This window comes from Rhizobium mulingense (genome assembly GCF_029194105.1).
In the GTDB taxonomy this organism is placed as follows: Bacteria; Pseudomonadota; Alphaproteobacteria; order Rhizobiales; family Rhizobiaceae; genus Rhizobium; species Rhizobium mulingense.
Genome location: NZ_JARFVE010000010.1, coordinates 180,281 through 192,127, shown reverse-complemented (window position 1 = coordinate 192,127; position 11,847 = coordinate 180,281). Strand labels below are relative to the sequence as shown.

12 protein-coding genes and 1 pseudogene are annotated in these 11,847 nt (G+C 62.0%); 3 read left to right on the top strand and 10 right to left on the bottom strand.

Annotated elements, in window-relative coordinates:
• Positions 1-5: 5 nt before the first annotated feature.
• From ygfZ to PYR71_RS22115, 5 genes are all read right to left on the bottom strand, one after another.
• Positions 6-896 (bottom strand): CAF17-like 4Fe-4S cluster assembly/insertion protein YgfZ, encoded by an 891-nt coding sequence (gene ygfZ, locus PYR71_RS22135; protein WP_275620834.1) that lies wholly within the window; start codon positions 894-896, stop codon positions 6-8.
• 83 nt (positions 897-979) lie between these two features.
• Positions 980-1,732, bottom strand: a complete 753-nt coding sequence (locus PYR71_RS22130) for a hypothetical protein (RefSeq protein WP_275620833.1) — start codon at positions 1,730-1,732, stop codon at positions 980-982.
• 18 nt (positions 1,733-1,750) lie between these two features.
• Positions 1,751-2,008 (bottom strand): hypothetical protein, encoded by a 258-nt coding sequence (locus PYR71_RS22125; protein ID WP_004675135.1) that lies wholly within the window; start codon positions 2,006-2,008, stop codon positions 1,751-1,753.
• Positions 2,009-2,111: 103 nt separating this feature from the next.
• Positions 2,112-2,555 carry a TIGR02301 family protein gene (locus tag PYR71_RS22120; RefSeq protein ID WP_275620832.1) on the bottom strand — a complete coding sequence of 148 codons (444 nt, stop codon included), beginning with the start codon at positions 2,553-2,555 and terminating at the stop codon, positions 2,112-2,114.
• Positions 2,556-2,705: 150 nt separating this feature from the next.
• Complete coding sequence (locus PYR71_RS22115; RefSeq protein WP_275620831.1) at positions 2,706-3,113, bottom strand: NUDIX hydrolase; 408 nt, start codon at positions 3,111-3,113, stop codon at positions 2,706-2,708.
• A gap of 185 nt (positions 3,114-3,298) precedes the next feature.
• On the opposite strand from PYR71_RS22115, the pseudogene PYR71_RS22110 reads away from it, so the two are divergent.
• Positions 3,299-3,620, top strand: a pseudogene (locus PYR71_RS22110) (YnfA family protein).
• Between the two features lie 101 nt (positions 3,621-3,721).
• On the top strand, positions 3,722-4,486 hold the full coding sequence (locus PYR71_RS22105) for an SOS response-associated peptidase (protein ID WP_275620830.1): 765 nt from the start codon (positions 3,722-3,724) through the stop codon (positions 4,484-4,486).
• A gap of 238 nt (positions 4,487-4,724) precedes the next feature.
• On the opposite strand, the gene PYR71_RS22100 is transcribed toward PYR71_RS22105, so the two are convergent.
• The 5 genes from PYR71_RS22100 to PYR71_RS22080 form a co-directional block, all read right to left on the bottom strand.
• On the bottom strand, positions 4,725-4,871 hold the full coding sequence (locus PYR71_RS22100) for a hypothetical protein (protein WP_183915121.1): 147 nt from the start codon (positions 4,869-4,871) through the stop codon (positions 4,725-4,727).
• 298 nt (positions 4,872-5,169) lie between these two features.
• A complete protein-coding gene (pssA, locus tag PYR71_RS22095; RefSeq protein WP_275620829.1) occupies positions 5,170-6,015 on the bottom strand; it encodes a CDP-diacylglycerol--serine O-phosphatidyltransferase in 846 nt (281 codons plus the stop codon).
• Positions 6,016-6,028: 13 nt separating this feature from the next.
• A complete protein-coding gene (locus PYR71_RS22090) occupies positions 6,029-6,727 on the bottom strand; it encodes a phosphatidylserine decarboxylase (RefSeq protein ID WP_183915117.1) in 699 nt (232 codons plus the stop codon).
• A gap of 137 nt (positions 6,728-6,864) precedes the next feature.
• Entirely contained in the window at positions 6,865-8,742 is a 1,878-nt protein-coding gene (locus PYR71_RS22085) for an ABCB family ABC transporter ATP-binding protein/permease (protein WP_275620828.1), read from the bottom strand.
• Positions 8,743-9,040: 298 nt separating this feature from the next.
• Positions 9,041-11,068, bottom strand: coding sequence for a LysM peptidoglycan-binding domain-containing protein (locus PYR71_RS22080; protein WP_275620827.1), 2,028 nt, complete (start codon positions 11,066-11,068; stop codon positions 9,041-9,043).
• Positions 11,069-11,223: 155 nt separating this feature from the next.
• Here PYR71_RS22080 and PYR71_RS22075 point away from each other — a divergent pair, with 155 nt between their 5' ends.
• Positions 11,224-11,847: an LOG family protein gene (locus PYR71_RS22075; protein WP_126906535.1), complete on the top strand. Its 624-nt coding sequence runs from the start codon at positions 11,224-11,226 to the stop codon at positions 11,845-11,847.

The following is an 11,847-nucleotide window of genomic DNA, read 5'->3' as shown; positions in this document are numbered from 1 at the left end:
GGCCGTCACGCGCTGGCCTCGTCGGCGCTGGTGGGGAAGACAAGGCCTGACCATGGAGGCAGGGCGAGAGAAACCGGTATTTCGCCGGCCAGCAGGGGCGTGCCTTCCGCCATCGCGGCGCCGGCGCGGTCGATGCGCACGATTGCAAGTCCGCTGCCGCCCTCGACGGAGCCGAGTGTGCCGACTGGCTTGCCGGCAGCAGTGATCGCGGTGCCTGTGTCCGGCAGAGCCGTTGCGGCGGATAGCGTGACGACGCGACGGCGCGCGGTGCCGCGGTGCTGCATGCGCGAAACCACTTCCTGTCCGACATAGCAGCCCTTTTTGAAGGAGAGGCCGCCGTTCAGATCCATCAGCACGTCATGCGGAAAGGCATCCTGCAGCGCGAAGTCCGATCCCGATATCGCAATGCCGTGGGCGATGCGCAACGCGTCATAGAGCGCCTCAGCGCTGTCACCGTGCCGTCCCGGCCGGCGGGTCAGCGTGATGCCGGCCTTGGCGAAGCGGCTGTCCCGGACGCTCCGGCTGTCGCGGACGTCCTGGCTGTTCCGGACACCTTCGGCGTCCCCGCTGCCATCGGCATCTTCGCCCCAGCAAACGCTGATGCCTTCTTCGGCGATGGGCGCAAGCGTGACGGCGGCCCGCAGCCTGTACATTGTCAGCCGCTTCATGAGCCCGTCGCGCTGGTCAGCATCCGTTTCGATCGTATAGCCGTCGCCGTCCTGCCAGATCATGAAGTCGAACAGGATTTTGCCCTGCGGCGTCAGCAGCGCCCCAGGCCGCGCCTCGTCGGGCGCAAGCGAGGTGATATCGGTGGTGATCAGGTTCTGCAGGAAGGATTGAACGTCCGCGCCGCCGACGGAGAGCAATGAGCGGTCTTTCAGGAATACGAATGGCATGGCGGAACCTGTCGCGTTGGTCATCGCTCAGAGGTATGACTTCATAAGGTGGATCGCAAGCGCCATGCGGCTTGCGCGGCGCGTCAGTCGCCTGCCGTGAAGAATTTCCATTTGCCGTCGGGCGTAATGCCGAGGCGGTAGAAATTATATCCGCCGAATTCCTGCATGTCGGAGAGATCGCCGGCGGTGACAATGCGCAGCAATTCGACGCGCTCCGGCGGCGTCAGCGACTTCAAGTCTTTCTCGGCGAAATAGGGCCAGACATACATGTCTTCGGCTGTGCCCTGGCCGACATGCACGAAGCCGGTCGAGACGATGTCGAGCATGATGGCGAGGATTTCATCCCCATCGGGATCGCCGGAGAGATCCTTCAGCGTGCCGATCGGATCGTCCGTGGGCTCGCCGACGGTTACCTGCGTCTGTTCTGCGCCGGCGCCCATCAGCGGCCGCAGCCGTTCGAGATCGCCGGAGGCGGCCGCCTCGACGATCTGCTGGCGCATCTTGCGCACCGGCTCGGGCGCCTTGCTGATGTCGTAGATCACCTCGACGGGCTTGGAATTGTCCTGCGTGCCCGGCGTCTTGTCGACACCCTGGCTGGTCTGGCTGTTGACCAGCGGAACGCCCATGGGAACGCCGGGGGTGGTGGTGCCCTGCGGCTGGCTCTGCCCCTGGGCGTTTCCCTGTGCCGGCTGATCGTTCGGCTGGCCGGGGATCTTGTGCAGTTCGGAAAGCGCATAGGCCGAGGGCGCAAGGGCGAGACTGCCGGCGGTAAGGCTGAATGCAAGCATCACCGGCGCGAGCGGAATTCGCGAAACTTTCTCTTTACCGATGCGCATCGAACTCTCTGATAATAATTATTGCAGGGTGCGGTTGGCGGAGAATTCGCCGGCAAGCATACGGTCGCGCAGCGAATCGAGCAGAGCTTCGGCGCTGCTTTCCCCATGCAATCTAATGGTCTCGCGCAGTGCATGCGCGATGGCGGCATCAGCAATGATCTCAGGCTCGATCCCGTCGGCCATGCCGTCGGCCCAAGCCTCGTTCTGGTACTCCAGAGCCGCCTGCATCTTTTCGTGGACGATCATGTCGTCGATCTCGTTGAGGCTTGCTTCCATTGTCTTTTCCTCAGAACTTCTCATCTCTTACTGCACCGTTAACAACACTAACAGCCTTTTCCCAAAACGACACGTCCGCATGCGAAAACAGGTTAATTAAACGTCAATTTCCAAAGCGCGAGGTAATTTCTGTGGCAAGTGTTGCACCTTCGTTACGGTAGCGCTCTTCTGCCACGATGGCTGCCGGGGTGCAATCCGTATAGACCGACGCGAAGGCGCGATAGCCGCGATTGAAGGCTGCCGTGAGCCTTTCCTTGCGTGGCGGTTCGTTGCCGGCCTCCGAATCGAGCAACTGCTGCATGCCCTTTCGCCACTCATCACCGCCCGCCGCCTTGCAGAGGGTTCTCAGATAATGCACCGAACCCAGCACTTCAGCGAGCCGCGCCAGCTTGTTGTCATAGGGTACGATCGCGGCCGGCGGCGCAATCTCCGCCTCCTGTGGAGGCGGCGTGTTCTTGCCCTGAGCCATGGTGGGGCCGGCGAGCACGAGGAGAGACAGGACAACGCGTCGAACGGGAATCATGCTCCCAGTTGATACGTTGAGCATGACGGCAACAAGGCGCGCTTGAAAGTTTCCACTTCTATTCGCCGCCCGCCAGAGCATCGTGCCGAAAAGTGTCAGCCGTTTTTGGATGACATCATGCTCTAAACTTAATTCAGAACAGGATGATTATCGGCCGGTTGGCCGATAATCATCCTATGCCAGCCGCTCTGCGCATTCGAGCACGCTCTGCGGCACGGGCAGTCGCCGAATCTCATCCACCGTGTACCAGCCCAGCGCCGCTGCATCGTCGGCGGCTTCCGCCACCACGTCCCGGTCGGCCTCGACGCGAAAGACCGACAGGAAGAAATGGCTCTTGATGCTGCCGTCCGGCCCATGCGTCTTCAGGTCATAGGTCGAAAACAGCCGCGGATTATGTGCCGAGATGCCGGTTTCCTCGCGGAATTCCCGCAGCGCCGTCTGCTCCGGCGTTTCGCCCGGCTCAGCGCGCCCACCTGGAAAGGAATACATGTCGGCGGAAGGCGGGTTGCGTCGCAACACTAGCAGGAATCGCCCGTCGCGTTCGAGAATGGCGGAGGAGGCGGCTTTGGCGGTGGAAATCATAAGACTACTCTCGTTGTGACGATCGATTCTATCGCATGGAGCGATTGTTGCATGCCGCCGCTGCCTGGCTTCCCGCAATTTTCGTGTGGCCCGTCTCAGAAGACAAGGCCCGAAAGGCGGCGCAGCGGTTCCCGAGATGGCGACATGTATGCAACAAAGCTTCCAGATTTTCGAAAGGGCTTTGCGTGACCTATATCATCTACGCCTTTGCCGCCGTTTTCGAGATTTGCCGGCTGCTTCGCCTTCTGGGCGTGGCTGAAGCTTGAAAAGCCCGTCTGGTGGCTGGCGCCGGGCATGATCTCACTCGCGCTTTTCGCCTGGCTTCTGACGCTGGTGCCGAGCGAAGCCGCCGGCCGAGCGTTCGCAGCCTATGGCGGCATCTATATTCTCGCGTCGCTCTTCTGGCTGTGGCTGGTCGAGGGCCGCGTGCCCGATCGTTATGATATCGGCGGCGGATTGATCTGCCTTGCCGGGGCGAGCGTCATTCTTTTTGGGCCGAGGAGCTGAAGCATGGTCGCGGCATGTTCTTGTCCTAAACCCCTGTACAGTCTTGCGCGGCACGCTCAGTGTGCCTTGACCGGACTCGGACCGGGTGCAAAGACAGGCCGATGTGTGGACGTTTCGCCCTGACAAGTTCCAGCGCAGACCTGCGCAATTTCCTCTCCGGTGTAGACCTCGACGATTTTCCGGCGCGCTACAACATAGCCCCGACGCAGCCGATCCTCGTCGTCACAGCAGGTGAGGGCAGGGAGCGAGGCAGCAACCTTGCCGACCGGCGCGCGGTGCTGGTGCGCTGGGGTTTTACCCCGGCCTGGGTCAAGGACCCGAAGGAATTTCCGTTGCTGATCAATGCGCGCGCTGAGACCGCGATCGGCAAAGCCTCGTTTCGGGCGGCGATGCGTCACCGCCGCGTGCTCATTCCGGCCTCGGGTTTTTATGAATGGCATCGTCCGCCGAAGGAAAGCGGCGGCAAGCCGCAGGCCTATTGGATCAGGCCGCGCAACGGCGGGATCGTCGCCTTTGCCGGACTGATGGAAACCTGGTCCTCGGCCGATGGCTCGGAGGTCGATACCGGCGCGATCCTGACGACGTCGGCCAATGCGGGCATCTCGGCGATCCATGATCGCATGCCTGTCGTCATCAAGCCGGAGGACTTCTCCCGCTGGCTCGATTGCAGAACGCATGAACCGCGTGAGGTGGCCGATCTGACGCAGCCCGTTCAGGCCGATTTCTTCGAGGCCGTACCGGTCTCCGACAAGGTCAACAAGGTTGCCAATATGGGGCCTGATCTGCAGGAGCCGGTCGTCATCGAACGGCCGCTCAAGTCACCCGAGAAGCAAAGGCCGGACAACGGCCAGCTCAGCTTCTTCTGAAACGCTGTCGGACGCTTCTGGCGCGGCGGCCTATTTGGGTCACAGCGATTTCAGGTGCATGTCGCGCAAAACTGTCCAGCGGTTTTGCCGCGACGACATGCGTGAGAACAAAGACCTGTAGCGCAAGAAGACTGCGAAAGATCACGACGTCTTAGGAGCATGCCGCAGTCTTGGGGCAACGGCATGCCGGAAACTGGAAGGTGAAGCGCAGGTGACGGGCAGTTCGAAGCTCGGCGCTTCAAGCGGATTTCTTGACGCCATCCGGCTTGTTCTTTGCCATCAGCGATGCCGCGGCAACGGCCTTCAGGCCGACGGGGCGATAGTTGGCGGCGAGGTCCGGCTTGGCCGTCTGCTGTTCGCCGGTACTGCTCTTCTTCGAAGTCACGGATACTCTCCTTTACGTGGTTCTTCCCTGAATATTTTATTTTTGCAGTTTCGCCAGAAAATTGCGACAAATCGGCGGCGTCGCTTATCAGGAATTGTGAACGCCCACCATAACGAGGCTTAACTGAAGCCTACGTTGGTTAATACTTACTGAAGGAAGCGGTTCCAAAAGAAATGCGCAGCCGTTTTCCCCGGGGAAAGCTCATGGCTTCCCCGGAAGAAGCGCACGTTTTCCGGGAATGTGCGAGAATAAGGGGAGGCGCATTTCCAGGGGAGAGAGACCAGGAAATGCTGGAAGGTCAGATGTGACGACCGATATCGTCGTCACCGATGCCGGGCTCCTCGATCGTCAGCGTCCCATATTTCCGCCGCCATTTCCGCGCGCCGAAGGGAAGCGATACGAGGTAGGCGGCAACGGTAAACACCATCACCTCCCAGGTGTAGCTCATTAGCAGAGCCACATAGAGTACGACGCCGAGCATCATCGGCAGCACGAGATCGCGCCGCAGCCGGTTGCCCTCCGATTTGCCCGACCAGACCGGCAGCCGGCTGATCAATAGGAAGGCGATGAACACGGTGTAGATCGACGAGGCGAAGGCGAAGGAGCGGTCGGTCGCGATCCCAAGGAAGCCGAGATAGACCGGCAGCAGCACGAGCATGGCGCCGGCCGGCGCCGGCACGCCGACGAAATATTCCGACTGCCAGCTCGCCTTGTTCTCGCGTTCGGCCATGACGTTGAAACGGGCAAGGCGCAGTCCGGCGGCGATCGCATAGATCAGCGCCGCGATCCAGCCGAGCGAGCGGGCCTGGTCGAGCGCGAAGACATAGACGACGAGGGCGGGTGCGACGCCGAAATTGACGATGTCGGCAAGCGAATCCATCTGTGCGCCGAACTTCGAGGTCGCCTTCATCAGACGCGCCACTCGTCCGTCGATCCCGTCGAGGAAAGCGGCGACGAGCACCATGGAGACGGCGAGCTCGTAGCGATTCTCGAAAGCCAGCCGGATGCCGGTCAGCCCGGCGCAGATCGCCAGAATGGTGATGAGGTTCGGAAAGACGAGACGGAGCGGGATTTCGCGCAGACGCGGGCCACGGGCGGAATCATCCGGACCATTGGGCTCGAAAGGCGGAAAAGGCGTTTCCATATCGTGTTCCAATCTAGCTGCGGCGGCTGATGACGGGACCCTTTGCCGAGGCGAATTCGGCAATGACGGTTTCTCCGGCGATCGCCGTCTGGCCGAGCGAGACACGTGGCGCCGCACCGGCGGGCAGGAAGACGTCCAGCCTGGAGCCGAAACGGATCAGCCCGAAGCGCTCGCCGGCATCCACTGGCTCGTTGGGGTTTACCCAGCAGAGGATACGCCGCGCCACCAGGCCGGCGATCTGGACGACGCCGATCTGGCCGTGGCGGGTTTCGATCACCAGGCCGTTGCGCTCATTGTCTTCGCTGGCCTTGTCGAGCTCGGCGTTAACGAAGCTGCCGGAGCGGTAGTTGATGCTGACGATGCGCCCGCGCACCGGCGCGCGGTTCACATGGCAATTGAAGACGTTCATGAACACCGAGATGCGCAGCATCGGCTCGGAGCCGAGGTCGAGCTCGGCCGGCGGGGTCACCATCTGGATGGCCGAGACCCTGCCGTCGGCGGGAGAAATCACCAGATCGTCGTCCTGCGGGGTCACGCGCTCGGGATCGCGGAAGAAATAGGCGCACCACAGTGTGAAGATCATGCCGATCCAGAAGAGCGGCTTGAAGATCCATCCGAGGATCAGCGAGGCGACGAAGAAGGCGGCCACGAAGGGATAACCCTCCTTGTGCACGGGGACGATCGTGTTGCGAACCGTGTTGAACAGGCTCATGGCTGCCGGTCTCCTTGCGTTGTCGTTTTTTGCTGGTTAGCGAAAATCCGCCTCCGGGGCAATGCTGCGGCCTCGGCCCCGGTTCGCCGGCCGGGGTTCTGAACAACAAAAGCCAGTACCGGCGTCTGGTTCCCCAATCAGTTCGCCGGCGCAAGCCGCGTTATCACGCCCATATCGTCGCTTTCCCGCACCTGTTTCAAGTGCTCCTCGGCCTGTGTGGCCTCGCGCTGGCGGTTCCACATCGAGGCATAGAGACCGTTTTTATCAAGCAAGGCGGCATGCGTTCCGCGCTCGGCGATCTCGCCGCTTTTCAGCACAATGATCTCGTCGGCGCTGATGACGGTGGACAGCCGGTGGGCGATGACCAGCGTCGTCCGGTTCTTCGAAACCACGTCGAGCGCCGTCTGGATCTCCCGCTCCGTCGTCGTGTCGAGCGCTGATGTCGCTTCGTCGAGGATCAGGATCGGCGGCGCTTTCAGGATGGTGCGGGCGATCGCCACCCGCTGCTTCTCGCCGCCCGAAAGCTTGAGCCCGCGCTCGCCGACCTTGGTTTCGAATCCCTCGGGCAGCGTCTCGATGAAATGGGCGATCTGCGCCACCTCGGCCGCGGCAAAGACCTCGCCGTCGCTGGCCGACGTGCGGCCGTAGCGGATGTTGTAGGCAACGGTGTCGTTGAAGAGCACGGTATCCTGAGGCACCATGCCGATAAGAGAGCGCAGGCTCTTCTGCGTCACCGTGCGGATATCCTGACCGTCGACCGTGATCGTGCCGCTCTGGATATCGTAGAAACGATAGAGCAGCCGCGACAGCGTCGATTTGCCCGCACCCGACGGACCGACGACGGCGACCGTCTTGCCGGCCGGCACTTCGAAGGAAATCCCCTTGAGGATCGGACGGGCCGGGTCGTAGGCGAAGTGCACATCCTTGAAGGAAATGGCGCCCTGGCCGATCCTAAGTTCTGTCGCATCGGGCGCGTCGTTGACCTCGGCCTTCACCTCCAGGAGATCGAACATCTGCTCGATATCGGTCAGCCCCTGGCGGATTTCGCGGTAGACGAAGCCGATGAAGTTGAGCGGCGCGGAAAGCTGCAGCAGCATCGAATTGACGAAGACGAAATCGCCGACCGTCTGCTCGCCGCGCTGGACGGCCAGCGCCGACAGCACCAGCATGATCGTCGTGCCGATGCCGAAAATAACGCCCTGGCCGAAGTTCAGCCAGCCGAGCGAGGTCCAGACATCGGTCGCCGCCTTCTCGTAGCGTTCCATCGATTTATCGAAGCGCTTGGCTTCCATCTCCTCGTTGCCGAAATATTTGACGGTCTCGAAGTTGAGGAGAGAGTCGATCGCCTTGGTGTTGGCCTCGGTATCGCTGTCGTTCATCGACCGGCGGATGGCAATGCGCCAATCGGATGCACGGATCGTGAACCAGATATAGGCCCAGACCGTAAAGGCGGTGACGGCGAGATAGGAAAATCCGTAACCCCACCAGAAGATCGCGGCCGTCAGCAGGAATTCGATGACGGTCGGGACCGAATTGAGGATCGTGAAGCGCACGATCGTCTCGATGCCCTTGGTGCCGCGCTCGATGATGCGCGAGAGACCGCCGGTCTTGCGTTCCAAATGAAAGCGTAGAGACAGCTCGTGCATGTGCACGAAGGTCCTGTAGGCGAGCTGGCGCACCGCATGCTGCCCGACGCTGGCAAACAGCGCGTCGCGCAGCTGGTTGAGGCCAAGCTGGATCAGCCGGGTGACGTTATAGGCGATGACAAGCGCGATGGCGCCGGCAAGCAGCGGCGGCACCGTGCCGGCCAGATCCATCCTACCGTTTAGTGCATCGGTCGACCATTTGAAGAAATAGGGGACGAGCAGGAGGACGAATTTGGAGATCAGCAGATAGACCGAGGCCCAGACGACGCGCATCCTAAGGTCGGGCCGGCCGGCCGGCCACATATAGGGCCAGAGGTTGAGAAGCGTGCGCAGCAGGTGGGATTCCGAGACAGTCTTGCCGTTTGCCATGCGTGTCTCCAGCCCGGTCGGGATTGCCGCGGTCGTGTCTGTCTATGCCGGCAAAGTGCGAACGGGACGTGCTCGAGCGCTTCCCAATCACCGCCAGATAGGGTGCCGGGCGGATGAATACAACAAATGCGGGGTTCAGGAAAAGCTAAAGCGCGTCGCATCAATTTGATTCATGCGACGCGCTTGAGCCCTTTGTTTTTATGCATGTCGTTGTCCCGGAACCGCTGCACACTTCCGGGGGACATGCATTAGGCCGGGCGGTTATCCCGCCCGGCCCGATCATGTTGTTCTGCCATGTTTAGAGATGCCGGTTGGAAAGACGTTTGCGGTGCAGTTCCTCGGCATTCGGCAAGGCATCCTTCGGCAGGCCGAAAATCTGGCCAGGGCGGATGCGGTCGGGATCGATGATCTTGTCCTCGTTGGCGATGTAGATCGTCGTGTAGCGCACGCCGAGGCCATAGGTCCGGCGCGAGATCTGCCACAGCGTGTCGCCGCGGCGAATGATGACCGCGGCGTTGTCGGCTGTCAGCGGCGCCTGTTCGATCGTCTTCGGCTGGTTGCCGGCAGCCTCGTTGGCAGCCGGTGCCGTGGATGCGGGTGCGGCCGGCGCTGGTGCTGCGGTGAGTTCGGCGATCAGCGCGCCGAGCCGGTCGAGCGCGGCGCCGACCGACTTCGCGTCCTGAGGCAGCACCTGCAGGATTTTCAACGCATTGGAAGCAGTCTCAGAGGCAGCGCCGGAGGCTTGCTTGAGGGGGTCGGAGGCATCGGCGGCCGGGCGGAAGTCGACGAGTGAGCGCAGCGCGAATTCCGTCGCCGAGCGCGCCGCCGCAAGCTGTTCGGCGCTAGGCAGCTTGCCATCGGCAAACAGTCCCTTCAGTAGGCCGAACGCCTTGCCCGCTTCGGCCTTGAGCTTGCCGAGTTCGCCTTCGTCGAGCGGCACCATCGAGGAAGCGCCATTTCGATCGGCGGGGCCGACTTGAGCGGCAACCCTCACCTGGTCGCCCGTCGGGCGATTGAAGTTCACCGCGGCGCGAACAATCACCTTGCCCGTGGGATCGACGACGTCGACGCGGATCTTATGGTCGCCGACCGAGAGGGCCATCACGCCGTCGATAATGAAATGTCCGTCGGCACCGGCCGTGTCCTGGCCGACGAGGTTGTCGTCGGCATAACCGAGGACCTTGGCGTTGGCGCGCGCCGTGCCGGCGATGAAGATCTTGTTGCCCTCGATCTCGACGGCGTTGACCATCACATCAGGCGCCGTGGCCTTGTCGGCTTGTGCCGCGCCGGGAACGGCCGCGGCTGTGTCCGCGCCGCCTGCGGAGGCATCGGGCAAGCCCGGCGTCTGCAACGCCAGCTCACCGGTCGGGGCAGCGGTTCCGGCAGGAGCATCGCCCGCTGCCGGCTTGTCCGCAGGCAGCGCCGGATTGGAGGCGTCGGCGACTTCGGTTCCGCCCGTCGGCGCCGTGATGATGCGGCTTGCGGTGCCCGGCTTGGAGACCATGGCGAGCAGATTGGCGCCATTGCCGTCCTTTGGCACCGAAACGGTCGCGACCTCTTCGGAAAGCGTGGTATTACCATCCTTGTCTGTCACCTTCAGCACGAGCTGGTGGTCGCCCGCCGGAAGCGGATTGTCGAGGACGGCGGCGAAATCGCCGCTCGGACCGACATCGGCAGTCGTCACCACCTTTTCACCGTCGAGCACTTCGAGCTTGCCGTTCGGCTCGGCGGAACCGGCGATGACGGTCGAACCGTCAGGCTCGACGCGCAGGACGTCGAAGGCGGGAAGTTTCGGGCCGGCATTCGCCGCCGCAGCGGCGGGCTCGGGCGCGCCGGTCAGCGCAGCCTCGGCCCTGGCGATTGCGGCAAGCGCATCGGTGATGTTTTCAGGCAGCGACTGCACGATGGCGAGCGCCTTGGCGCCACCTTCCTTGGCCTTCGTGGCAGCGGCTTGAGTTGCGGGATCGACGCCCTCGGGAATGGTGAAGCCGGCAAGTGCGGTGAGCGCATTGATCGTCTTAGTCTTGGCGGCGGTGAAGACTTCGACGGCCGGGCCTTTGCCGTCGGCAAACAGCGCCTTGAGCTCGCCGAGCGCCACGCCGGCATCGGCCGTAAGACGGCCCAGCTGATCAGCTACCGCAGCCGGGGAGCGTGATGTCTTTGCCGCTTCATTAACCGTGTTCTTGAGGTCCGTGCTAGCCTGATTGATGGCGTCGCCGACCTTGCTTGCATCGCCGCTGATGCGCGGCATGACAAAGAGCACCATCAGTAGGATTGCGGATACGAGCACTGCAAGGGCCAGCAAGCCGGCACGGTTCTTCATCATTATGTCTCCCAAGACGGCAATTTGCCGTAGTATCCAAAATTGCTAGCGATTCCCGTTGCTTTTCACAAGCATTCAAAGCAATTAGGCAAGCTAGGCTCGGTGCTTTTCAGTCAATTTTCTTGACTGCATTGAAATGAAATAGTTGTTTCGCCTCCATGACCGAACAATCTGTATCGATTCGATCCATCTGCGTTTACTGTGGCTCAAGGCCCGGACGCGATCCTTCCCACATGGCGGCCGGGCGCGCTCTCGGAAGAGAGATCGCCGAATACGGCCTGCGCCTCGTCTATGGCGGGGGTACCAAAGGCATCATGGGCGCGGTTGCAAGCGGGGTGCTTTCAGGCGGCGGTCAGGTCACGGGCATCATCCCGGAGTTCCTGATCGATATGGAAGCGACTCGCCATTCGCTCGGTCAGCTCAACGAACTCATTGTAACCCCTGACATGCATGCGCGCAAACATACGATGTTCGAGCGCTCCGATGCCTTCGTCGCGCTGCCCGGCGGCATCGGCACGCTGGAGGAGATCGTCGAGATCATGACCTGGGCGCAGCTCGGCCGTCACGAGAAGCCGATGGTCTTTGCCAACATCAACGGTTTCTGGGATCCGATGATGGAACTGCTGCGCCATATGACCGAAGAAGGTTTCCTGCACACCGCCCACCGGGTGCAGCCGCTCATCGTCGATGACGTGTCCGGCATCATTCCGGCGATCATGGCCCAGGCAGCCCAACTCGCCGCCGATCGCGACGGCGAGGACGAGGTGATCTCGAAAATGTAG